This is a genomic window from Streptococcus equinus (genome assembly GCF_900101445.1).
Classification (GTDB): Bacteria; Bacillota; Bacilli; order Lactobacillales; family Streptococcaceae; genus Streptococcus; species Streptococcus equinus_B.
On sequence record NZ_FNKE01000001.1, the window covers coordinates 676,791 to 700,127 of the forward strand.

At 38.6% G+C, this 23,337-nt stretch carries 21 protein-coding genes; 1 reads left to right on the plus strand and 20 read right to left on the minus strand.

What is annotated here, in order from left to right:
• Positions 1–39: 39 nt before the first annotated feature.
• The 6 genes from BLR83_RS03385 to gdhA all read right to left on the minus strand — a co-directional run bounded on the left by BLR83_RS03385 (position 40) and on the right by gdhA (position 6,629).
• The gene (locus BLR83_RS03385) at positions 40–1,812 is read right to left on the minus strand and encodes an ABC transporter ATP-binding protein (protein ID WP_074560347.1); all 1,773 of its coding nucleotides are present in this window, start codon (positions 1,810–1,812) and stop codon (positions 40–42) included.
• Positions 1,802–3,616, minus strand: a complete 1,815-nt coding sequence (locus tag BLR83_RS03390) for an ABC transporter ATP-binding protein (RefSeq protein WP_074560349.1) — start codon at positions 3,614–3,616, stop codon at positions 1,802–1,804. Before BLR83_RS03390 ends, BLR83_RS03385 begins: the two co-directional genes overlap by 11 nt.
• A gap of 3 nt (positions 3,617–3,619) precedes the next feature.
• A complete protein-coding gene (locus BLR83_RS03395) occupies positions 3,620–4,060 on the minus strand; it encodes a MarR family winged helix-turn-helix transcriptional regulator (protein WP_039696758.1) in 441 nt (146 codons plus the stop codon).
• 145 nt (positions 4,061–4,205) lie between these two features.
• Complete coding sequence (locus BLR83_RS03400) at positions 4,206–4,616, minus strand: peptide deformylase (protein WP_074560351.1); 411 nt, start codon at positions 4,614–4,616, stop codon at positions 4,206–4,208.
• Entirely contained in the window at positions 4,613–5,122 is a 510-nt protein-coding gene (locus tag BLR83_RS03405; RefSeq protein WP_074560353.1) for a GNAT family N-acetyltransferase, read from the minus strand. The genes BLR83_RS03400 and BLR83_RS03405 overlap by 4 nt, the downstream gene beginning before the upstream one ends.
• Before the next feature lie 157 nt (positions 5,123–5,279).
• The gene (gene gdhA / locus BLR83_RS03410) at positions 5,280–6,629 is read right to left on the minus strand and encodes an NADP-specific glutamate dehydrogenase (protein ID WP_074560355.1); all 1,350 of its coding nucleotides are present in this window, start codon (positions 6,627–6,629) and stop codon (positions 5,280–5,282) included.
• A 234-nt stretch (positions 6,630–6,863) separates the two neighbouring features.
• Here gdhA and BLR83_RS03415 point away from each other — a divergent pair, with 234 nt between their 5' ends.
• On the plus strand, positions 6,864–7,361 hold the full coding sequence (locus tag BLR83_RS03415) for a DUF308 domain-containing protein (protein WP_074560357.1): 498 nt from the start codon (positions 6,864–6,866) through the stop codon (positions 7,359–7,361).
• Between the two features lie 37 nt (positions 7,362–7,398).
• Here the strand turns inward: BLR83_RS03415 and queF are convergent, their stop codons facing one another.
• The 14 genes from queF to BLR83_RS03485 all read right to left on the minus strand — a co-directional run bounded on the left by queF (position 7,399) and on the right by BLR83_RS03485 (position 23,325).
• Entirely contained in the window at positions 7,399–7,890 is a 492-nt protein-coding gene (gene queF, locus BLR83_RS03420; protein WP_074560359.1) for a preQ(1) synthase, read from the minus strand.
• Between the two features lie 148 nt (positions 7,891–8,038).
• Positions 8,039–8,752, minus strand: a complete 714-nt coding sequence (gene queE / locus BLR83_RS03425; protein ID WP_074560361.1) for a 7-carboxy-7-deazaguanine synthase QueE — start codon at positions 8,750–8,752, stop codon at positions 8,039–8,041.
• Complete coding sequence (gene queD / locus BLR83_RS03430) at positions 8,745–9,191, minus strand: 6-carboxytetrahydropterin synthase QueD (protein ID WP_074560363.1); 447 nt, start codon at positions 9,189–9,191, stop codon at positions 8,745–8,747. Before queD ends, queE begins: the two co-directional genes overlap by 8 nt.
• The gene (gene queC, locus BLR83_RS03435) at positions 9,191–9,844 is read right to left on the minus strand and encodes a 7-cyano-7-deazaguanine synthase QueC (protein ID WP_074560365.1); all 654 of its coding nucleotides are present in this window, start codon (positions 9,842–9,844) and stop codon (positions 9,191–9,193) included. Before queC ends, queD begins: the two co-directional genes overlap by 1 nt.
• 166 nt (positions 9,845–10,010) lie before the next feature.
• Entirely contained in the window at positions 10,011–11,780 is a 1,770-nt protein-coding gene (locus BLR83_RS03440; RefSeq protein ID WP_074560367.1) for an ABC transporter ATP-binding protein, read from the minus strand.
• A 2-nt stretch (positions 11,781–11,782) separates the two neighbouring features.
• On the minus strand, positions 11,783–13,522 hold the full coding sequence (locus BLR83_RS03445; protein WP_074560369.1) for an ABC transporter ATP-binding protein: 1,740 nt from the start codon (positions 13,520–13,522) through the stop codon (positions 11,783–11,785).
• A gap of 41 nt (positions 13,523–13,563) precedes the next feature.
• Complete coding sequence (locus BLR83_RS03450) at positions 13,564–15,432, minus strand: ABC-F family ATP-binding cassette domain-containing protein (RefSeq protein ID WP_074560371.1); 1,869 nt, start codon at positions 15,430–15,432, stop codon at positions 13,564–13,566.
• Positions 15,429–16,634 (minus strand): CCA tRNA nucleotidyltransferase, encoded by a 1,206-nt coding sequence (locus tag BLR83_RS03455; RefSeq protein ID WP_074560373.1) that lies wholly within the window; start codon positions 16,632–16,634, stop codon positions 15,429–15,431. Before BLR83_RS03455 ends, BLR83_RS03450 begins: the two co-directional genes overlap by 4 nt.
• Positions 16,631–17,398: a 4-hydroxy-tetrahydrodipicolinate reductase gene (gene dapB / locus BLR83_RS03460; RefSeq protein ID WP_074560374.1), complete on the minus strand. Its 768-nt coding sequence runs from the start codon at positions 17,396–17,398 to the stop codon at positions 16,631–16,633. The genes BLR83_RS03455 and dapB overlap by 4 nt, the downstream gene beginning before the upstream one ends.
• Positions 17,399–17,422: 24 nt before the next feature.
• The gene (locus BLR83_RS03465; protein ID WP_074560376.1) at positions 17,423–18,271 is read right to left on the minus strand and encodes a DegV family protein; all 849 of its coding nucleotides are present in this window, start codon (positions 18,269–18,271) and stop codon (positions 17,423–17,425) included.
• Complete coding sequence (locus tag BLR83_RS03470) at positions 18,271–18,651, minus strand: DUF1149 family protein (RefSeq protein WP_074560378.1); 381 nt, start codon at positions 18,649–18,651, stop codon at positions 18,271–18,273. Before BLR83_RS03470 ends, BLR83_RS03465 begins: the two co-directional genes overlap by 1 nt.
• A gap of 119 nt (positions 18,652–18,770) precedes the next feature.
• Positions 18,771–19,430, minus strand: coding sequence for a glucosaminidase domain-containing protein (locus BLR83_RS03475; RefSeq protein ID WP_074560380.1), 660 nt, complete (start codon positions 19,428–19,430; stop codon positions 18,771–18,773).
• 132 nt (positions 19,431–19,562) lie between these two features.
• Positions 19,563–21,323 (minus strand): 1-deoxy-D-xylulose-5-phosphate synthase, encoded by a 1,761-nt coding sequence (locus BLR83_RS03480; protein WP_074560381.1) that lies wholly within the window; start codon positions 21,321–21,323, stop codon positions 19,563–19,565.
• A 145-nt stretch (positions 21,324–21,468) separates the two neighbouring features.
• Positions 21,469–23,325, minus strand: a complete 1,857-nt coding sequence (locus tag BLR83_RS03485) for a bifunctional homocysteine S-methyltransferase/methylenetetrahydrofolate reductase (protein ID WP_074560383.1) — start codon at positions 23,323–23,325, stop codon at positions 21,469–21,471.
• Positions 23,326–23,337: the final 12 nt, after the last annotated feature.

Genomic DNA, 23,337 nt, shown 5'->3' on the forward strand with positions numbered 1-23,337 from the left:
CAAACTCCTTACAAAAAAAGAGACCAGCAGGTCTCTTTTTTATGCTACTTCAAATTGTGAATTGTAAAGGTCTGCGTAGAAACCACCTTGAGTCATCAATTCATCGTGATTACCTTGTTCAATGATGTTACCATCTTTCATCACAAGGATTAAATCAGCATTTTTAATGGTTGACAAACGGTGGGCAATCACAAATGATGTGCGACCTTCCATCAATTTATCCATAGCTTTTTGAATCAATTCTTCTGTACGTGTATCAACTGATGATGTTGCTTCATCTAGGATAAGAAGCGGAGCATCTTTCAAGAGCGCACGCGCAATGGTCAAGAGTTGTTTTTGACCGATTGAAAGGGTAACAGAATCATCAAGATATGTGTCATAGCCGTCAGGAAGCGTCATGATAAAGTGGTGAACACCAACTGCTTTAGCTGCTGCTACTACTTGTTCATCAGTGATATTTTCTTGGTTATAAATCAAGTTTTCTTTGATTGTTCCTTCAAAGAGCCAAGTGTCCTGAAGCACCATTGAGAATTGGTCGTGGACTTCTTCACGCGACATCAAACGTGTGTCAACACCATCGATAGCAATTTGCCCTTTATCAATTTCATAGAATTTCATAAGAAGGTTAACGATGGTTGTCTTACCAGCACCAGTTGGTCCAACGATAGCAACCTTTTGACCAGGTTTAGCCACTGCTGAGAAATCATGGATAATGGTTTTATCTTTAGAATAACCAAAGAAGACATTATCAAAAGTAACCTCACCTTTAACATCAGACAATTGACGTTCTTTGTGTGATTCATCTTCCATTTCCTCTTCTTCAAGGAATTCAAAGACTCGGCTCATAGCTGCTGTTGCTGATTGCATTTGTGTGAAGGCTTGAGCAATTTGAGAAAGAGGTTGTGAGAAAATGCGCACGTAAGTCATAAAGGCAACCACATCACCCATGGTAATATCGCCATTAATCACCTTAACTGCACCAACCACACAGACCATAACATACCCAAAGTTACCAATGAAAATCATGAGCGGCATCATAATACCTGATAAGAATTGTGATTGCCACATTGATTTGTAAAGATTTGTGTTAAGGGTTTTAAATGCTTGACTAGTTTCTTCAGATGCGTTGTAGCTTGTCACCACATTGTGACCAGAATAGATTTCTTCGACATAACCGTTGACTGCTGCCAAGTTATTTTGTTGGCGTTTGAACAAGGGTTGAGATGACCCCATAATCACAACAACTAGCAAGAATCCGATAAAGACTGACCCAATTGCTGTTAGCGCCATGCTGACATTTGAATGGAACATCATGAAAATCGAACCAATCAAAAGCACTACTGAAGTGACCAATGTTCCCAAACTTTGGTTAAGAGATTGACCAAGCAAATCCACGTCATTTGTCACACGAGAAAGTGTATCCCCTTGTGAATGACTGTCAAAATAATTTAGTGGCACACGGTCAATTTTAACTTGGATAGCTGCACGCAAACGTTGAGAGAAACGTTGAACAATGGTAGCTACTGTAAAGTTTTGAATGTAACCAACAACCGCTGAAATCACATATAAAATGGCAAGGGTTAAAGCAATTTGCCCAACCTTATCTAGGTCAACACCAGGGATAGTCCCCATTTTAGTTGGTGTCAAGCCTTTCATAATGGTATTTGTAATTTCTTTTAATTTATCAGGACCGATAACAGTAACAGTCGCTGAGATAATGGCTCCAATTACCGCAAGGATAAATGGAAATTGGAAACCTTTAATGTATGGCTTCATTCTGCTATAGAAGGATACTTTTTTCTTATTTTCCATTTTCTAATTCCTCCTTAGATAATTGTGAGTAGGCAATTTCACGATAAACGTCATTATTTGCAAGCAATTCTTCGTGAGTACCTTGACCAACGACTTTACCTTCGTCAAGAACCAAGATTTGGTCAGCGTCCATGATTGTCGAAATACGTTGCGCAACAATCAATTTTGTCATGTCGGCTGTACGTTCTTTCAATTGTGAACGAAGGATGCGGTCAGTCTTGTAGTCAAGTGCTGAGAATGAATCATCAAAGATGATAATTTCAGGTTTACGAGCAAGAGCACGTGCAATCGCCAAGCGTTGTTTTTGACCACCTGAGAAGTTTTGACCACCTTGAGAGACTTGGGCTTTCAATTGACCTTCTTTACTTTCAACGAAGTCTTTACCTTGTGCCAAATCAAGTGCTTCCCACATCTTGTCATCATCAAGCGGTGAACTATTGCTGTCACCCATGTCCATATTTGAAGCAATGTCTCCACTAAAGAGCACAGCTTTTTGCGGAATGTAACCCACAATCTTGTGAAGGGTATCATGATCGTAATCACGAACGTCAACACCGTCAACTTTGATTGTTCCTTCACTTGCATCGTAGAAACGAGGAATCAAGTTAACCAAAGTTGATTTCCCAGAACCAGTTGATCCGATAAAGGCAACTGTATCACCTGCTTTAGCTTTGAAGGAAACATGTTCCAAAACAGCTTCCGAATGATCGCTGTAGCGGAAAGATACATCGTTGAATTCAACAGAACCTTTTTCGACCGGCTGAGCTTTACTTTCTTCAGGGTAAATAACAGATGGTTTTGTATCCAAGACTTCATTAATACGACCTGCAGCAACAACCGCACGAGGAAGAATGAAGAAAACGATAATCATCATCATAAATCCGATAACAACTTGCATGGCATACGATGAATAAACCACCATATCAGAGAAGATATTTACCTTATCTTGCATGGCACCAGCAATCTTAGTTGGGTCTTTTGGAATGGCAATATCCTCAATCAAGAAGGCACCAATCCAATAAATTGCCAAAGTCATCCCACTTGAAATACTTGTCATAACTGGCGACATCAAAGCCATTGAACGGTTGATAAAGAGGTTAAAGTTTGTCACGTTATCATTGGCTTTGGCAAATTTACCATCTTGATAACTTTCAGCATTGTAAGCACGAACAACACGGATACCAGTCAATGATTCACGCGTAATACTGTTCAATTTATCAGTCAATTTTTGAATCATGCGTTGTTTTGGCATTACCATCATGAGCAAGAAAATCAACATCAAAATCATGACAGCCACTGCTATAACCAGCACCATCAACCATTCATGGTTTTTATCAGCAATCTTCGTAATCGCCCAGATTGCCATAATTGGTCCTTTAGTAATAACTTGAAGTCCCATGGTAAAGACCAACTGAATTTGAGTAATGTCATTTGTTGTACGTGTTAAAAGACTTGGAATTGAAAATTTCTTGATTTCCGCATCTGAAAAGTCCAAAACACTGTGGAAAATATCATCACGTAAACGCGTACTGAAACTTGCTGCGATGCGTGCGGCTAAGAACCCGACAACTACAGAGGCTGCAAAACTTCCTAAAGAAAGCAAGACCATACGCATACCTGGGGCATCTAGATTCCAAGCAAAAATATCTTTTGCTTTTGTTCCTTGAGTTGAGAGCAAGGATGTGATATCAGACATGTAATCTGGAATTTTCAAATCCAAGAAAACATTCAAACACACAAATAAGACGGCGATAATCATCATGATGATTTCTTTTACCGTTAAACGTTTAAAAATTTTTAACATGCGTTACTCCTTGTTTTCTAAGTTTTTCAAAATGCGATCAAAGACACGACCAGAAATTTCTAGTTCTTCACGGCTAATACCATCAAAAATTTGCTTATGAATGGCAACATGAAAAGCATCGATGTCTTTGGATTTTGCTTTACCAAGTTCTGTTAAGACCACACGCTTATAACGCTTGTCAACCTCAGAAGGCACAACCTCAATAAAGCCATTTTTCTCCATTCGTTTAATCAAATTACTAGTCACAGATTTTGAAATCTTCAGTTTACGCTCAATATCTTTGATGAAAACTTCCTTGTCTTCATTCTCACGTAAATAAAGCACTGCAAACCCCTGCGGACCAGCAAGATTTTCGACACCGTGCTGCTCACCGAGTTCATGTACCCGATTCTCCATCAAATTAATAAAGTATCTAAATTGTGAAAAGGGATCTTTGTCTCGCATTTTTTCCTCACTTTCTGAAATTTTTCAAGATTTATTCTTGTAAAATACATTGTAGTTCTTATGAGAACTAATGTCAAGAAAAAAGTTCTCATGGAAATTATTTTTTTGACCAATAAAAAAAGAAAAGCTGCATTAACAACTTTTCTTAGATAATAATTCCTTCTAAATGATCTAACTCATGCTGGCAGATTTGTGCTGCTAAACCAGTTAATGTTAGGCTTTGTTTATTCCAATTCTTGTCCATAAAAGTGACATCAATTTTTTGGTAACGTCGTGTTGGACGAGACCCTAGAAGTGATAGACATGACTCTTCAGTGTCAAAAGGAAGAGATTTATTTGTCATCACAGGATTAAACATCACCAAGTCTGCCAAGCCCATGTTGACAATAATCACGCGTTTTTTAACACCAATCATATTCGCTGCCATTCCAATACAATTGGCACGATTCGCATTTAAGGTATCCTGCAAATCTTGCGCTAAATACAAATCATCTTTTGTAGCTTCTTGCGACTTTTGCGCCAAGAAAAAAGTATCTTTTACAATCTCTTTAATCATGATTTCTCCAAAAATAATTCCATAATGTCAAAATCGACAGACTCGCCATCAATTTCCATAAAGCCTTCAAAGGTTCCAATCCTACGAAAACCTAAACTTTCATAAAGGTGAATAGCCCTTTTGTTGTCCGTACGAACTTCAAGTGAGAGAATTTTAAGACCTGATTGTCGACTAATATCGATTAAACATGTTAAGAGTTTACGCCCAATGCCTTTATTCCAACAGGCTTTTTTAACTGCAATTCCAATTTCTGCACGATGTGACAAACGTTTTTTTCGAAAACTTCTACAATTGCAAGTTCCAACAATTTGACCGTTTTCTTCAGCTAATAAAAAATGAGATGTCTTGGCATTTTGAAATTTTGCTAAGATTTTCTCTTCCTCAGCAACAGAAAGTCCCATCCCTTCACTGCCATAGGAAAGATTATCTGTCTCTGAACCAACCTGATTACAAAACTCAAGCAGATTTTTTGCATCTTTAACAGTTACTTCTCTCACTTCAATCATAAGAAGAACCTCTCTTTCGATAGAAATATTATAGCAAATTTTTCAAGCAACCAAAAGAGCCCACCTTGGTGAGCTCGATTCGGTTATTTGATATTAGAGAATTATTTTAAGACAAAATGGCTTGTTGAATCCGTCTGTACGGTTCTAAGGTAATATGTTAAACAATACCTTGTGCTGACATTGCTTCAGCAACTTTAAGGAATCCAGCAATATTGGCACCAACAACAAGGTTACCTTCTGCATCAAATTCTTTGGCTGCAGCTGCTGCATTTTCGTAAATGCCTTTCATGATGTTGTAAAGTTTAGCATCTACTTCTTCGAAAGTCCAAGGTGTACGTTGGCTATTTTGTGCCATTTCAAGTGCTGAAACAGCTACACCACCAGCGTTGGCTGCTTTGGCAGGACCAAATGAAACACCAGCTTTTTGGAAGACTTCGATAGCTTCCAATGTTGAAGGCATGTTTGCCCCTTCAGTAACAGCAATGACACCATTGTCAACAAGCATTTTAGCTTGTTCAGCATTGATTTCATTTTGTGTAGCACATGGGAAAGCAAGGTCTGCTTTGATTGACCAGATAGTCCCTTCATTAGCAGGTGTGAAAATTGCACTTGGACGAGCTTCAGCGTATTTCACGATACGTGCACGTTCAACTTCTTTCAATTGTTTAAGAAGTGGAACATCGATACCTTCTGGGTCATAAACGTAACCTGATGAGTCTGAAACAGCAACAACTTTAGCACCAAGTGATTGAAGTTTTTCAGTTGCGTAAATAGCAACGTTACCTGAACCTGATACAAGAGCTACTTTGCCAGCGAAATCTTCGCCGCGAGCTTTAAGCATTTGTTCAGCAAAGTAAACAGCACCGTAACCAGTTGCTTCTGTACGTGCAAGAGAACCACCATAAGTAAGTCCTTTACCAGTAAGAACTCCTGTGTATTCATTACGAAGACGTTTGTATTGACCGTAAAGATAACCAATTTCACGTCCACCAACACCGATATCACCAGCTGGAACGTCAGTGTCAGCACCGATGTGTTTGCTCAACTCAGTCATAAAGCTTTGACAGAAACGCATGATTTCGTTATCTGATTTACCTTTAGGATCAAAGTTAGAACCACCTTTACCACCACCAATTGGTTGACCAGTAAGTGAGTTTTTAAAGATTTGTTCAAATCCAAGGAATTTGATGATTGATTGGTTTACAGATGGGTGGAAACGAAGACCACCTTTGTAAGGACCAATCGCAGATGAGAACTGAACACGGAAACCACGGTTCACTTGAACTTGACCTTTGTCGTCAACCCAAGGAACACGGAATGAAACGATGCGTTCAGGTTCTACCAAACGTTCAAGAAGATTTTCTTCAACGTATTTAGGATATTTATCAAACACTGGAACCAGTGATTCAAACACTTCTTCTACAGCTTGTAGAAATTCGGGCTCATGAGCATTAAGAGCTTTTACCTTTTCAAAGACGCCAGCTACATACTCTTTACCTGTTGTCATATATATGTCCTCCATAAACGAGATTGTAATTTTGTATTACATTAAATATTATAAATTTTCTGAATATTTCTGTCAAGCATTTACTGTAACTTTTTGAAAATTTTTCCATTTTGATGTTATAAAATATTACATCCTATGTCACTTGTTTTTTCTAACTCTCTATTCTATAGCTTCTAACAATCTTTTTTTCGTGATTTGTGGTATGATTAAGGTGACAACTTAGGAGGTAGCATTATGAAAGGTTTATCACTTTGGTCAGGGATTATTGCCCTACTTATCGGACTTTTTCTCTTTATTCATCCCTTCACAACAACGGCCATGATTGGTTGGATTATCGCTATTATTATTTTCTTGTCTGGATTCACAAGTCTCTTTATGTATTCAAGTAGCGTTAATCGTTCGCTTTGGTACTTGTTACAAGGTATCTTATCCATTGTTTTTGGGATTATCCTGCTATCTAGCTCAGTTATGTCTCTATCAAGTGCTGTCATGACTATTGCTGCTTATTGGATTTTAATTAGTGGTTTCTTACGTTTGATTGGTGGTTTTCAAATGAAAAAAGCTGGCTTCTTTGATGCTAACCGTTTCTTAAGTTCAGCAGTTCTCGCCATTCTTCTTGGATTATTCCTCCTATTTAATCCAACTTTGTCAGCTATCTTTGTCGGTCGTTTGGCTGGGCTTCTTCTAATGGCTGTCGGCGTTTCTGGTATTAGTTTTTCATTTAAATTGTAATCAACAAAACCCTCGGGAAAATCCGAGGGTTATTTTTTTAACGATTATCAATGGTTTCTGGATACAAATCATGATTCATCAAGCGATAATCTGCCATTTTTTCATACTTGGTACCAGGTTTGCCGTAGTTAAAATATGGGTCGATTGACAAACCACCACGTGGGGTGAATTTCCCCCAAACTTCAAGATAACGTGGTTGAAGCAAATCAATCAAGTCTTTACCAATGGTGTTGATACAATTTTCATGGAAATCACCATGATTACGGTAGCTAAATAGATAAAGTTTCAATGATTTTGATTCCACACAAAGTTTATCAGGAATATATGAGAGATAAATCGTTGCAAAATCTGGCTGACCTGTAATCGGACATAGTGAGGTAAACTCAGGACAATTAAATTTAATAAAGTAATCATTATCGACATGGCGATTGTCAAATGATTCTAGAATACTTGGATCATAGTCATATTTATACTTGGTATTTTGATTGCCCAGCAGGGTCAAATCTTTCATTTCATCTGTTCTTGTCATTTAAATCTCCTTTTTAATTCCATTTTTCTTATCAAATATCAGTGTAATTGTGGCAAAAGCTGTTTGCTTTGCCACTTGAATCGATTATAGTGCTCTCCCAAATCAGCGCAAGCAATTAAGCTGCGCTTTATTCATTTAAATCTCCATTTTAAACGCCACGTTTATTGTCATAAAGTAATGTGTGCAGTTGTGGCAAAACTCGCACACTCTTCCATTCTGGATCAGCTGCCACAGTTTCCCAAAGCTGACGCAGACGATTAAGCTGCGCTTCTACAATATTTCCAGAAGCATGCGGTTCAGGATTCCCAGCCGATAAATACAAGACGTCCGGCTGATAACGTTTTTGAATCATTTTAGCAAATGCTAGGTCATCATCGTCAAATACAGGAATTTTAAAAGTGACTTGGTCTTTATCCAACTGAGACACAATAAAATCAAGCGTTTCAAAATTCACAGTCATCTGACTTGATGGTGGTTTTGGACTCAGAGTGACTTGGTCGATGTCTTTTAACCAAGTTTGCCAACGAGACCCTTGCGTCTCAATGCCCAAAGTCACACCACGCGCCTTTAACTTAGCAACCAACTCCCCCATGTTAGCTCCTAAAAGACAAGGATTACCACCTGACAAAGTCACATAGTCATAAGCTCCCAACTTATCTAACTCTGCAATAATTTCATCAGCGGTCATACGTTTTGGTTTTTCCGAACCATCCCAGGTAAAGGCTGAATCACACCAAGCGCAGTGATAATCACACCCAGCCGTTCTGACAAACATTGTCTTTTGACCAATCGCTCGTCCTTCTCCTTGAAAGGTTGGTCCGAAAATTTCAAGCACAGGAATCATTAGTGGGCGTTTAGTCATCTAAAAGCCACTCCCTTCTGAACTCAGCAAAAGAACTTGGTGTCTCGTACAAACGGACATATTCTACTCTGATTTGACGTTCTTTTGGCAAATGCTTCGCTACCTGCTCAAAAATCCAATAAACCATATTTTCAGCCGTTGTATTCATATAAGGTAAGCTTTCATTAAGGTAGCGATGATCCAAATGCGGCTCCAAATGTTCTTTATAAATCTGCTTAATATCCCCAAAATCAACTGACATGCCACGTTCATCAAGCAAACCTGAAACAGCAATTTGCAATCGATAAGTGTGTCCGTGAAGTGCCTTACACTTGCCATCATAATTAAACAAATGATGTGCTGCATCAAAAGTGAATTCCTTTGAAACCATGACACGACGTGGACAATATACCAGTGATTCACCGGTTGGTTCTTTAATTTCCTTTGGTGCCAAAAACATTAAGCCTTACCTCTTCTTGCCAAGTATTTTTCAAGACCTGCTTGACGAAGTTTGCATGATGGACATTCCCCACATCCGCTTCCTTTGATGCCGTTATAACATGTCAAAGTATTTTCACGGACGTAGTCAAATTTTCCAAGTTTATCTGCCAATTCCCAAGTTTCTGATTTATCAAGCCACATGAGAGGAGTTTGAATAACAAAGTTATAATCCATGGCAAGGTTCAAAGTCACATTAAGTGATTTGACAAAGGCATCGCGACAATCAGGGTATCCAGAAAAGTCCGTTTCACAAACCCCAGTGATAATGTCAGTAATTCCAAGTTTTTTAGCAAGCACTGCAGCAAATGATAAGAACAAGTGATTGCGTCCGTCGACAAAAGTATTTGGCACATCATCGTCTGGATTTTCAATCTCAATATCACGTGTCAATGCATTTTCAGTTAATTGCCCAAGCAATGACATATCAAGCAAGTGATTTTTAACACCTTGCTCTGCAGCAATGTGTTTGGCAACGTCGATTTCAAGACTGTGACGTTGACCATAATTAAAAGTCACTGTTTCGACATGTTCATAATGCTCTAAAGCCCAAAATAGGCAAGTTGTAGAATCTTGTCCGCCACTAAAGACGACAAGAGCTGATTGACGTTTCATTTCAATATCTCTTTTCTAAGATATCTGGGCAAAGAAAAAGCCCCTATGGGAATCCACAGGGGCGCTAATTTCAGTCATTAGGCTGGTTTTTTTTAGCGATGGCTTTTCCCAAACATCGTTATTATTACCTAATAATCATATCATCTTTATGAAAGATATTCAATGCTTAATTGTTTTTAGCAAATTGACTATTGTATAAATCATAATAGAAACCTTTAGCGGCTAGAAGGCTTTCATGGTTTCCTTGCTCAACAATTTGACCATTGTTAAGCACCAAGATTTTATCAGCATCTTGAATGGTTGATAAGCGGTGGGCAATCACAAAACTTGTGCGACCTTCCATCAATTTCTCCATAGCCTTTTGAATCAAGAGTTCTAGACGCGTATCAACAGATGATGTTGCTTCATCCAAAATCAAGATTTTAGGATCAGCAAGCAAAGCACGCGCAATGGTCAAGAGTTGTTTTTGACCAAGTGAGACATTGCTTGATTCTTGGTTCATTTCCATGTTGTAACCACCTGGAAGCGTGCGAATAAAGTGATCGACGTTAGCTGCTTTTGCTGCTGCCACAATTTCTTCATCTGTCGCATCCAAATTTCCAAAACGAAGGTTTTCTTTGATACTTGCTTCATAAAGCCAAGCATCTTGCAATACCATTCCGAATTGTTTGCGATAATCTTGGCGTGACAAGTTACGAATGTCGTGACCATCGACCTTAATGCAACCATCCGTCACATCATAGAAGCGCATCAAAAGGTTAATCAGCGTTGTCTTACCTGCACCCGTTGGACCAACAATGGCAACCATTTCACCCGGTTTAACCTCTAAGTTAAAGTTACGAATCAATGGTTTATCAGCGACATATTGGAAAGACACGTTTTCAAACGTTACTTGACCAGTCAAATCATGTTCTAGTTTTTCAGTCACTTGTGCTGCTTCTTCTGGCTCATCCAAGACTTCAAAAATACGGTCAAGTGATGATTTAGCACTTTGAAGCACACTAGCCAATTGAGTAATAGTTTGAACTGGTTGGCTCACTTGCCATACGTATTGAACAAAAGCTTGCATATTACCAACAGTTAGCTGACCTGAAAGAACTTGAAGAGCACCCAAAACTGCAATAATTAAATAAGCCATATCCGAAATCGCACTTAACACTGGCATCATAATCCCAGAAATAAAGCTTGCTTTAAATCCAACTTCTTGCAAATTCTGAGTAATCTCACGGAACTCTTGGCTAGAAATGTCTTCACGACCATAAAGTTTAATGACGTTAAAACCAGATAGATTTTCCTGAACAAAACCATTCATATCCCCAAGAGCATCAGCTTGTTCTTTAAAGTAAGGTTGTGATTTGCCCAAGATGAATTTGGCACTGAAGTAAGTGATTGGAATAATCGCAATCACGACCAAAGCAAGTCGCCAGTTAAGATAAAGCACCATGCAAATAACCAAGGTAATGGTTGTAAATGCTTCGATGATACGTAGAAAACTTTGTTGAAGTGCATTTGACACTGTTTCGACATCAGATGTAAAACGTCCCAAAACATTACCAAATTGCTGACTGTCAAAGTAAGAAACTGGAATCTTATTAATTTTTTCACTTAAATCACGACGCAAATCATGAATGGTCTTTTGCACCGCTTTGGTAATGAAAAAGTTTGAACCATAACTACTAAGTTCATAACCCATACCACGAACAAAGTAAAGCACCAAAATAATGGCAATGTAAGAAATATTAATGTGCGCTCCAGCCACGCCATGAGCCATATCCAAAAGATTCGATGTCAATTCTGTGATAGCAAGACCGAGCACAAATGGTTCAAGTACACTCATGACACTGCTAAAGATTTTTAGAAAAACAGCTAAGAAAAGTGCACCTTTATATTGTCGGAGATAATCCCATAAACGTAGAAAAACATTTCGTTTTGACATTCTTATTCTCCTTTCATTTCTTCTGCTTTGTTCAATTGTGAGTTGGCAATTTCACGATAGATGTCATTTGATTGCATCAATTCATCATGTGTGCCGCGCCCAACAATTTCACCTTTATCAAGCACAATGATTTGATCGGCATCCATGATGGTTCCCACACGTTGCGCCACAATCAAAACGGTTGCTTCTTGCGTCACTTCTTTCAAGCGAGCACGCAACTGAGCATCTGTCTTATAATCAAGCGCTGAGAAAGAATCATCAAAAATGTAGATATCAGGTTTCTTAACCACCGCACGCGCAATTGAGAGACGCTGTTTTTGACCACCTGACAAATTGCTTCCGCCTTCAGCTAGATGTGTTTGATATCGGTTATCACGACTTTCGATAAATTCTTTAGCTTGCGCGATATCAGCTGCCGCTTGCAATTCTTCACTTGTCGCATCAGACTTACCATACTTCAAGTTTTCTTCGATGGTTCCAGTAAATAGCAGAGCTTTTTGCGGAATAAAGCCAATCTTTTGACGAAGAGCTTTCAGTTGATACTCCCTAACATCAACGCCATCAACCAAAATCTTACCAAGCGACACGTCATAAAAACGTGGAATCAAGTTAACCAGTGATGACTTACCAGAACCCGTAGACCCGATAAAGGCAATGGTTTCACCAGGTTTTGCTTTGAAGGAAATGTCTTTTAGGACTGGGCTTTCCGTTTCACCTGGATAAGCAAAGGTTACCTTATCAAATTCCAAATAACCTTTTGTAGACGTCTCAGTCACACCATCCTCATTTGGGTCAATGGAAATTGGCATCGCCATAACTTCCGAAATACGTTCACTTGAAACCACCATGCGAGGATACATGGTAAAGAAATTGGCAAACAAAAGAAATGAGAATAAAGCATGGAAACTATATTCAATAAAGGCAACCAAATTACCAATTTGTAACTCACCGTGTGCAAGTGGGTTAAGGGCGAACCAGACAATAGCCACAATCATTGAGATAATGATTAGAACAAAGAGTGGTTCAGTCAAACCAGTTAAAATAAACAAGCGGCTTGATAAGTCTTTATATTCATCATTTTTGCTACCAAAACGTTGTTCTTGAAAATCTTCTCTCGCAAAAGCACGAATGACACGTAGTCCAGTTAAATTTTCACGAACATATTGGTTGATTTTATCAAGAGTTGATTGTTGCTTTTCTGATAAAGGACGCGTACGAGTTGCCACATAATAAACAACCAGAACCAAAAATGGAATAGCAACTGCTACAATCCAAGCAAGTGATGGACTAGTTATTAAAATCATCACCACACTAGAAATCATCATCAAAGGTGTAATGACTCCCATACGTAACGTCTGCTCAGCAAACTGCATCAAGATAAAAGCATCACTGGTCATCCGTGTTACCAAGGAAGACACACCGATTTGTTCATATTCTTGATGTGAATATTGCTGTAACTTATCATACATGTCGTTACGCATATCCTTAATCATGTTTGTGGTGATTTTACCTGCTGCATAAGCAAGAATCACTCGTCCAACCATCCCTAAGATGATGACAACCAACATAACAAGCGCCCAGAAATAAACTTTATCTTTGTTACCAACCGTGACCCCTTGGTCAATCATTCGAGCAAGAGCCGTTGGTAAACCTAGGTTAACCACAACAAAGGTAAGTGCCCCAATAACATCGAGCACTAACCATTTGGGGTATCTTTTCAAATAAGTCCAAATGAGTTTCATAGTCTTCCTTTCTAATGTTTATATGAAAGAAGTGACCTTGCTTATTCTGCTAAGTCACTTAGGTATTCATATCTTTCGTATTTTTCAAGTAAGTTTTCATTGGCTTCATCCAATGAACGTTGAAGCTCAGCTAGTTTGCCATAATCGCTGGCATTTTCTTGCATTTGTGCTTCGATAGTTTCGATGTCTTCTTCAAGCTTGGCAATCTCATCTTCGATGACTTCCCACTCTTGTTTTTCAAAGTAAGACATGCGTTTTTTCTTCGTTTTTTCCTTTTCAGTTTTTTGCTGTGCTTCTTTCTTAACTTGAACAGCAGCATTTTCCTCAAAGGCTTTTTCGTCAAGATAATCGGTATAATTACCAAAGAATTCTCGTACATGACCATTTTCAAAAGCTAAAATCTTATTAGCCACTTTATCAAGGAAATAACGGTCGTGACTAACAGTGATAACAGGTCCTTGGAAGGTTTGTAAGAAGCTTTCAAGAACTGTTAATGTTGCGATATCAAGGTCATTGGTTGGTTCGTCAAGAAGCAGAACATTTGGTTTTTCAATCAAAATCTTCAATAGGTAAAGACGTTTTTTCTCACCGCCAGATAATTTTGAAATCAATGTGCCATGAGTCGAACGTGGGAAAAGGAATTGCTCTAACAAATCCGTAACACTTGTTACTCCGACACTTGTCTTAACTTCATCTGCCACTTCTTGCAAATAATTGATGACACGTTTGTCTTCGTCCATGTCTTTTGGCAACTGAGAAAAATAACCAATGCGAACAGTCTCACCAATTTCAAGTTTTCCGCTTGTTGGTTGCAAATCACCATTAATCAAATTCAGAAGCGTTGATTTTCCGACACCATTGTCACCAACGATACCAATGCGGTCTTTATTTTGCACCAAAAGGTTAAAGTCAGTCAAAATTTGTTTATCAGGAAAAGCAAAAGACACATTTTCAAAATTGATTACTTTTTTCCCGATACGACTTGTTTCAAAATTGATTTCCAGCTCTGTTGATTGAGTCGTTCCAGACAAATCAGCTTTCAAATCATTGAAACGATTGATACGCGCTTGTTGTTTTGTCGCACGCGCTTGTGGTTGCGTACGCATCCAAGCCAATTCTTGTTTATAAAGTTGTTTCTTTTTATGAAGCGTAGCCGCATCACGCTCATCTTGCTCTGCACGCAAACGCACATAATCTTGATAGTTTCCTTGGTATTCTGTTAATTGACTATTAGCCAATTCAAAAATACGTGTTGACACATTATCCAAGAAATAACGATCGTGGGTAATGAAGAGAACTGTCTTCTTAGATGTTTTCAAGAAATTCGTCAACCAAGCAATGGTATCAATGTCCAAGTGGTTAGTTGGTTCATCAAGCAAGAGTAAGTCCGCATCGTTCAACAAAACTTGCGCAAGTTGAACACGACGACGAAGCCCACCAGATAAGTCACCAACTTTTTGTGACAAATCTTCTAGCCCTAATTTTGTTAAAACTGTCTTCACTTCGCTCTCGATAGCCCAAGCGTCAAGCGAATCCATTTCTGCCATGACTTTTTCAAGCTTATCTTGATTGGCTTCATCATAATTAGCCATCAAAGTTTCATAAGTCTTAATCAAAGTCATTTCACGCAAATCCGATGACAAAACTGTATCCAAAATCGTTTTGTTGTCATCAAACTCAGGTTCTTGCGTTAAATAGGCAATTTTATATCCATTCTTAGCTGAAAATGGTGACACATCACCATCAAAACCAAGACGTCCAGAAATAACATCTAAAAGGGTTGTCTTACCAGTTCCGTTAACCCCGATAATCCCAATGCGGTCAAAATCATGAATAATAAAGGAAATATCACGAAATACTGTCTTATCACCAACGGATTTCGTTAAGTGTTCTACGATAAAATCGCTCATTTACTTTCCTTTCTAATAAATTCAAAAATAGCTTCTTTATCATTGGCAAGCTCACCAAGGACGATATGCTGTTCGATTGCTTTTAGGATTTGACCAAGCTCAGGTCCTGGTTTAAACTGCATTTCTTTAATCAGCATACCACCGTTGACCACAATCTCATGTTTGTCATGAATGGTTAATTCCTTATCCAATCGCTCAATCGTTGCAAAATCAACTGGCAATCCAAAACCTAAGCGAAGGTCTTCTGCTTGTTCGATAAGATTACGACCATAGCAATACATTTCCATCTTATCAAGCTCATTTGTCAAACGAAAACGATAGATTGACACAATCTTTTCAACATCTTTTTGGAATTGACTTGATGTTTTCCAAGCTCGCAAAAAGGCACGAACATCTTTGACATCCAATGCTAATAGCAAAGCTGCCCAAGCTTGTTCCGATGTTTTAAAGTGATAATCGTCTGCCAAATCATCCAAGAATTGTTGCAAATGATCATGAGCATTCTCAAGATGAGGAAGGTATTTTTGAGCTTCACTTGCAATCATGGCTTTAATCCCTTTACGCCAGAAAGGTGCCATCAATAATTTGTCAAATTCAATAAAAGAGCGCTCTACCGAAATTTTTTCAAGTAAGGGCGCATGTGCTGCCATGGCAGCAAAAGTTTCAGGTTCAATATCAAAATCAAGACTAGCTGAAAAACGGAATCCACGCATGATGCGAAGAGCATCCTCATTAAAACGCTCAGCTGGATTTCCAACCGCACGCAATAACTTGGCTTTCAGGTCAGCTAAGCCATTAAATTTATCAATAATCAAACCTGTTTCATCAAGTGCAAAAGCATTTACCGTAAAGTCACGACGTTTCAAATCCTCTTCAAGTGAGCGAACAAAGGATACGCTACTTGGTCTACGATAATCTACGTAAACATCTTCCGTACGGAAAGTAGTGATTTCATACTCGCCACCTTCTTCTAGAACAAGCACAGTCCCATGCTCAATCCCAATATCAACGGTACGGTGAAAAATGCTTTTTGTTTCTTCTGGGTAAGAACTTGTTGCAATATCAACATCGTGAATCGGACGATTTAATAAAACGTCTCGAACACTACCACCAACAAAATATGCCTCGTAGCCTGCTTCACGAATTTTCTTTAAAATTGGTAAAGCCTTCTGAAATTCAGAAGGCAGATTGTTTAATTTCATAGTAATTTTTCCAAACCATAAACAAGTTTATCTTGTTTCACAACTGCTTTAATTCCAATATTAACGCCACTCATAAATGAAATACGATCATATGAATCATGACGAAGTGTCAAACCTTCACCTTGTGCTCCAAAAATAACTTCTTGGTGAGCAACCAAGCCAGGTAAGCGAACACTGTGGATACGCATGCCATCAAAATCAGCACCACGCGCACCCTTAAGTGTTTCTACTTCATCAGGAGCTCCTTGCTTTTTAGCTTGACGCACTTCGCGAATCAATTCAGCTGTTTTCACAGCTGTTCCTGAAGGAGCATCCTTCTTCTTATCATGATGTAGTTCAATAATTTCAAGGTCCGGAAAATATTTAGCTGCTTTAGCAGCAAATTCCATGAGTAAAATAGCACCAATAGCAAAGTTAGGGGCAATCAAACCACCGATTTTCTTGTCTTCAGAAAGAGCAATCAATTCGGCAATTTCGTCTTCAGAAAATCCTGTTGTCCCTACAACTGGAGCAAAGCCATTTTCCAAAGCAAAACGGGTATTTTCATAAGCAACAGCTGGCATGGTAAAATCAACCCACACATCAGCATCAAAACCAACTAACTGTGATTTGTCAGTAAAGACTGGAACACCATCAACTTCTGTTTCTGTCGCAAATGGATCAAGCAAAGCTGCTAAGTTCAATTCGTCATCTCCCTTAACCATATTTACTGCTGCTGAACCCATTCTCCCTTTAAATCCTGCTACGATAACTTTAATACTCATGTTTTTTCTTTTCCTCTCTAGCACTTAGACAATTGGTGTGAAACCAAATGCAACGGCACCTTCCCCTAAATGAGTAGCAATTACGCCATCAAATGATACGATTTCAAGATTCTTCGTTTGACCTCTTTCAGCCAAAGCTTGATAGAAATGTTGAGCTTTTTCTTCTGCGCGAGAATGAATAATGAAAACTTCGTATTCTCCATTTTCAGTCACGTCAGACAAAACATCAACAAGACGTTTGATAGCTTTTTTCTCAGTTCGCACTTTTTCATAAACTTCAATAACACCTTCGTCATTAAAGTAAAGAATTGGTTTGATGCTAAGCAAGTTACCAATCAAAGCTGAACCATTTGACAAACGTCCACCTTTTACCAAGTGATTCAAATCATCAACCATGATAAAGGCACTTGTTCCATCGATTTGCTTTTGCAATTTAGCCAAAATATCATCAAATGAAAGACCATTTTCAGCCCAATTAAGTGTGTTTTTAACCATGCTACCTAATGGTGCCGAAGTGATTTTACTATCTGGAAATGCAATCGTTAATTCAGGATAATCTTCAATTAAGAATTGGATATTCTGCCAAAATCCTGAAATGCCTGATGACAAGAACAATCCCACAACGTGTGTGTAGCCTTCTGATGAAAGTTGTGTCAAAATTTCATCTAATTTAGCTAGACTTGGTTGGCTTGTTTTAGGTAAAGTTGGTGACATAGCCATTTTTCTGTAAAAATCATCAAGGCTCAAGTCTTTACCTTCAACGTAAGAAATACCACCAATCATGATTGGGATATCTAAGACAAAAAGATTTTCTTTTGCCTTAAGGTCATCTGACAAAACTGCGGTTGTATCTGTTATAACTGCTAATTTCATTAACTTCTAAACTCCAATTTAACCCCTGGACGATCGAGGGCAATTTCGGTTACTTCGTATGTTAGGCGTTGCACAATATCAAGTAAAGGCGCTGCCAAATATTCAACTTCGTCCTTAGTGAATTCACTTGGTTCATTGACAATACGATTTTGAATGTGAACCATTTGTGAAACAACACCGCTAATGACAAACTCTTGTTTTACGACCATAAATTGTAAAACTGAAACGATTGTTGTTTGATTATTGTCTGTGTCTTTTTTCACTAATTGAAATGTGACTTCAAAATTAGTCTTCGGTGTACCATTTTCTTTTTCCCATTCGAGATTTCTTGCGTCATAATGGTATTGGTTGACAAATTCTTTTTCACGTACTACTTCCATACTTATCTCCTCTTTGTATATCACTTTTCATTATAGCATATTTCAACTCTATTTTGCACGCTTTTCTTTGAACTTTAAAGCAATACTGACAATTCTTTTTTTAACTCAAAAAAGTGTGTTTACCAACTATCATAGATGGTCAAATCGTATTCTGAAATGAGCTGATTTAATTTGCTACCGTAAGACGTATCTGTGGCATAAGTCCCCGTCAGTGCTGCTGTCGCATCTTGATATGATGCAGTTCTTGATTTATGCACGCCAGCATACAAATCTTTTTGAAGAAACTGAGCATAATCCTGCAAGGATTCTTCCAAACTACCATAAGAACGAAATTGAGCATCAATGGTATAGGAATTCCCATTACCATCATCCTCCCAAGTCTGCATAGTCACCGATTGCCCCTTATAATCCCCTTTGATGCCAAAGAAATTATAATTAGGTGCCTGACTCAGTTTTGACTGACCACTGTTCGACTCTAAAATAGCTTGCGCAATCATGACTGATGCGTAAAGGTCATTTTGCGCAGCAATTTGACGAGCTGATTCACCAATCGTTTGAATAAAAGATATGGTCGTCGTGTCTTGGGATGACTGGCTAGTGTCTGCGGAGGCTGGGTTTGCTGCTTCTTGCGAATGATAAGCAAAGAAAATCAAAGTCAAAAAAGCCAAAAAGGCTAAAAAAATCATGCCATATAAGACAGAACGAGGAACATTCTTTCGACGTCTTTTCCCGCTAACCTTTCTTCTTTTCTTCCTTTTTCTAACCTTTGCCAAATACATTCAGTCCTTTCAAAAAGTCACCTTTCAGTATAACAAATTTTTGATAAAAAAGAGACCCTCAGCCGTTATTGACACAAATTCTTAAAAAGAGCCTTAGACAAAACTCTCTAAGACTCCTTTTTTCTATTTAAATCAAGCAAGATTCGCTAAAATAGTGTTAACAATATTATCAACCGTCACACCATTTTCTGCCAAAAGTTCTTTAGCATTGTAACGGTCATGAAAGGCCTTCTCAACACCATAATTTTGAACTTTAAGATCTGTATTTCCAAGGCAACTTGCTATCATTTGACCATAGCCACCTTCAAGCACACCATCTTCCAAAGTCACCACAATTTGGTGTTCAGATTCCAAACTATCAAGCAATTCTTCATCCAATCCTGTGATGAATTTTGGATTAACAAGGGTTGCTGTGATTCCGTGCTTGTCAGCCAACTCTTTAGCCACTTCTTCAGCTAAACCATAGAAATTCCCAAGACCAAAGATAGCAACCTTGCTACCTTTTTGAGTGACTTGGTTCTTGTTAAGAATTGAATAGTCTGTTGTATCAGCTACTCCAGTCTCGCGAAGTGGACCAACTGGAATGCGAATAGCAACTGGATGTTCATTTTGCTCAACAGCCCAGTCAAGCATAGCCAGATGCTCTTCTTTACTTGTTGGTGCCAAGTAAACCACATTTGGAATGTGAGCCAAAAATGGAATATCGAAGAAACCAAGGTGACTTTCATCATTCATGGCACTAACTGACGCTGAGTAAACCAAGGTTGTCACTGGAAGGTTATTAAGCGCGATATCATGTGACCATTGGTCATAAGTACGTTGCATAAATGGTGCCGCTACGTACCAGATTGGTTTTGCACCATTTTTAGCAAGACCAGCTGCCATAGTCGCTGCTTCTTCTTCAGCAATCCCTACATCAACAAATTGTTTGCCAGCTTTTTGACGTTGCTCTTGATTCAACATAAACATTGGTGTTCCCGCATTAACAGCAACAACCGTTGGGTCTTTTTCAATCTTGTCTAAAACAAATTGTGTCGTAATGCTGTTGTAAGTTTCACCTGAAGAAGCGTTGCGAAGGTATTCTCCAGTTTCTGGATTGTAAGGTCCACCAGCATGGAAGGCTTCGCGATTTTCTTCCATAAATGACACGCCGTGACCTTTTTGCGTATGAATATGTAGCAAGACTGGGTGATTAGCATCTTTAACTTCTTCAAAAAGAGTAATTAATTGAGCTAAATCATTTCCAGCATCAAGGTAATGGTAGTCAAAACCAAGTGCTTCAAAGAAATTATTAGTAGCTTTGCCATTGTTTTCGCGTAACTCACGAAGAGCTGTATAGATACCGCCAGTCGGGTTAACAGCGATTGACTGATCGTTATCGTTGACAATAACAATCGTATTTGTCCCTTCTGTTGCGATTTGGTTCAAACCTTCATAAGCCATACCACCTGATAATGAGCCATCACCGATAACTGCGACAACATTGTATGATTCATTTTTTAAATCACGCGCTTTTGCCACACCTGAAGCTAGTGACAAAGAGGTTGAAGTATGTCCGATAGTAAACAAATCATGTTCGCTTTCTTTGGGATTTGTATAACCAGACACGTCGTCATAGTGAGCTGGGTCAAGAAAAGCTTGCGCACGCCCAGTCAACATTTTATGAACGTATGATTGGTGAGAAACGTCAAAGATAAATTTATCAACCGGTGAATTAAAGACGTAGTGCATTGCAACTGTCATTTCCACCATACCAAAGTTAGGTCCGTTGTGTCCGCCATGCTGACTTGTTTTTTCAAGCAATGCTTGACGAGCTTCATCGACCACACGTTGCAAATCCTCACGAGACAATTGTTTTAAATCTTGTGGTGATGCAATTGTTTCAAGTACCATATATTTCTCCTTTTATTATCAATCAATTTTGAAAACTTCTCAGTTTTTCCAAGTATCCCTATCATACACCTTGGAGTAAACTCCAAGTCAAGCAAAAAAATGATTTTTAAAAAGAAAAAAGAGAGATAATCTCTATCTCTCTTGATTAAGGTATTATTTGGTGACTTTGTTCAACTTTCTGATGGATATATTCAACCAAGTCAACAGTTAAATCATATCGCGTAAATGGTGTAATGAGGTAAATACCGTTAAAGAATTTTAAGGCATGATCAATTAATTGTTTACTTTCTTCTAAAGCCAATTGTTGGCATTTTTCCTTGTCATCTTTGACGGCCTCTAGTTTTGCTAGAAAGTCATCTGATAGCTGAATGCCAGGTACTTCATTGTGAAGGAAAATAGCATTGTTATAGCTAGTAATTGGCATAATACCAACAAAAAATGGCGTTTCATAATCTCGTGTTAGCTCTGCTAAATTTTCAATAATTTCACTATTAAAAATAGGCTGCGTAATAAAACAATCTGCTCCAGCAGCAATTTTTCTTTCAATCAATCGACCGCAACGTGATAAATTTTTGACATTTGGATTGAAAGCTGCTGCTGCTGTAAAGGTTGTTTCTTTTTTAATGCTTGCGCCACTGTAACCTATTCCCTTGTTAAGTTGCTTAATCAGCTCCAATAACTTGAAGCTCGTGGCATCATAGACGCTGGTTGCTCCCGGAAAATCTCCTATTTTAGATGGATCTCCTGTAATCGCTAGTACCTGATGAAAGCCCAACACGTCCATCCCCAAAAGACGTGATTGAAGCCCAATCATATTGTGGTCGCGACAAGATAAGTGCAGTAAAAACGGTGTTGAAATCTCATTTTTCAAAAGCGAGGCAATACTAACATTACAGATACGTGTCTTAGCTAGCGAATTATCTGCCAGCGTAATCGCAGATACCCCAGCCTCGTCCAAAGTTTTTACCCCTTCTGTAAACTTTCTAATATCAAGTGTTTTTGGAGGATCAAGCTCCGCAATAATGGTCACTTTTCGCTTCACTTTGTCGACGATCGTTTCTGACTGTTTAACAGCCTTAATCAGCTCTGCTTCTTCGACCATCGGTGTAACAAATTTGCGTGAAACTGGTTTTAAGCCTTTTATTGCACGCTTAACTGCTCTGATATGGTCAGGCGTTGTGCCACAACACCCACCAATCAGACGTGCTCCTTCAGCCACAAGCAGCTCGGCACTTTTCCCAAAATAATCGGCATTTTGACTAAAACCATATTGACCACTACCATTGTCATCAACAAAGGATAACAAACTGGCATTTGGATAAACCGACAAATACGACTGAGCAAACAGTGGCACTTGCTTGAGCGATTGAATCATGTGGTAAGGTCCCAAATGGCAATTGAGTCCTACAATGTCTGCTCCAAGCATCACTAGTTTCCCAAAGATTTCAACCAATGGACGACCATTTTCGGTTATTCCCGCTTCATGAATGGAAATATTGGTAATAATCGGCAAATCCGTCAAAGGTCTAACAGCTTTCAGAACCTCTACAATTTCTTCTTCATCATAGTAGGTTTCAAATAAAAGACCATCGATTTCCTTTGTTTCAAGCAAATAACCAACTTGTTCTAAAGTTTCCTTGATAATCTCATCAAGCGATAATTCACATTGCTTGAGACCACGAAGAGCACCGACTGTTCCCAAAACAAAGGTATCCTCGCCAGCTGCTTGCCTTGCAATTTTGACACCAGCTTGATTGATTTCCTTAACTTTATTGCCATAACCATACCCTTCTAGTCGATGCCTTTTGGCAGCATAGGTATTGGTCTGAATGACATCAGCTCCTGCTTCAATATAAGCCTTGTGAATGGCTAATACTTTTTCAGGATGCGTCAAATTATAAGCCTCATAGCAATTATCAAGACCATTGGCATAAAGAAGAGTTCCCATAGCACCGTCAGCGACTAAAATATCTGTTTTTAAACGTTCTAATAATCCTGACATAGCTTAAGCCTT

Excerpts from the sequence above, each read along its gene's own strand:
- BLR83_RS03385 (WP_074560347.1), bottom strand. The coding sequence starts at position 1,812 with ATGGAAAATAAGAAAAAAGTATCCTTCTATAGCAGAATGAAGCCATAC.
- BLR83_RS03390 (WP_074560349.1), bottom strand. The coding sequence starts at position 3,616 with ATGTTAAAAATTTTTAAACGTTTAACGGTAAAAGAAATCATCATGATG.
- BLR83_RS03395 (WP_039696758.1), bottom strand. The coding sequence starts at position 4,060 with ATGCGAGACAAAGATCCCTTTTCACAATTTAGATACTTTATTAATTTG.
- BLR83_RS03400 (WP_074560351.1), bottom strand. The coding sequence starts at position 4,616 with ATGATTAAAGAGATTGTAAAAGATACTTTTTTCTTGGCGCAAAAGTCG.
- BLR83_RS03405 (WP_074560353.1), bottom strand. The coding sequence starts at position 5,122 with ATGATTGAAGTGAGAGAAGTAACTGTTAAAGATGCAAAAAATCTGCTT.
- gdhA (WP_074560355.1), bottom strand. The coding sequence starts at position 6,629 with ATGACAACAGGTAAAGAGTATGTAGCTGGCGTCTTTGAAAAGGTAAAA.
- BLR83_RS03415 (WP_074560357.1), top strand. The coding sequence starts at position 6,864 with ATGAAAGGTTTATCACTTTGGTCAGGGATTATTGCCCTACTTATCGGA.
- queF (WP_074560359.1), bottom strand. The coding sequence starts at position 7,890 with ATGACAAGAACAGATGAAATGAAAGATTTGACCCTGCTGGGCAATCAA.
- queE (WP_074560361.1), bottom strand. The coding sequence starts at position 8,752 with ATGACTAAACGCCCACTAATGATTCCTGTGCTTGAAATTTTCGGACCA.
- queD (WP_074560363.1), bottom strand. The coding sequence starts at position 9,191 with ATGTTTTTGGCACCAAAGGAAATTAAAGAACCAACCGGTGAATCACTG.
- queC (WP_074560365.1), bottom strand. The coding sequence starts at position 9,844 with ATGAAACGTCAATCAGCTCTTGTCGTCTTTAGTGGCGGACAAGATTCT.
- BLR83_RS03440 (WP_074560367.1), bottom strand. The coding sequence starts at position 11,780 with ATGTCAAAACGAAATGTTTTTCTACGTTTATGGGATTATCTCCGACAA.
- BLR83_RS03445 (WP_074560369.1), bottom strand. The coding sequence starts at position 13,522 with ATGAAACTCATTTGGACTTATTTGAAAAGATACCCCAAATGGTTAGTG.
- BLR83_RS03450 (WP_074560371.1), bottom strand. The coding sequence starts at position 15,432 with ATGAGCGATTTTATCGTAGAACACTTAACGAAATCCGTTGGTGATAAG.
- BLR83_RS03455 (WP_074560373.1), bottom strand. The coding sequence starts at position 16,634 with ATGAAATTAAACAATCTGCCTTCTGAATTTCAGAAGGCTTTACCAATT.
- dapB (WP_074560374.1), bottom strand. The coding sequence starts at position 17,398 with ATGAGTATTAAAGTTATCGTAGCAGGATTTAAAGGGAGAATGGGTTCA.
- BLR83_RS03465 (WP_074560376.1), bottom strand. The coding sequence starts at position 18,271 with ATGAAATTAGCAGTTATAACAGATACAACCGCAGTTTTGTCAGATGAC.
- BLR83_RS03470 (WP_074560378.1), bottom strand. The coding sequence starts at position 18,651 with ATGGAAGTAGTACGTGAAAAAGAATTTGTCAACCAATACCATTATGAC.
- BLR83_RS03475 (WP_074560380.1), bottom strand. The coding sequence starts at position 19,430 with ATGTATTTGGCAAAGGTTAGAAAAAGGAAGAAAAGAAGAAAGGTTAGC.
- BLR83_RS03480 (WP_074560381.1), bottom strand. The coding sequence starts at position 21,323 with ATGGTACTTGAAACAATTGCATCACCACAAGATTTAAAACAATTGTCT.
- BLR83_RS03485 (WP_074560383.1), bottom strand. The coding sequence starts at position 23,325 with ATGTCAGGATTATTAGAACGTTTAAAAACAGATATTTTAGTCGCTGAC.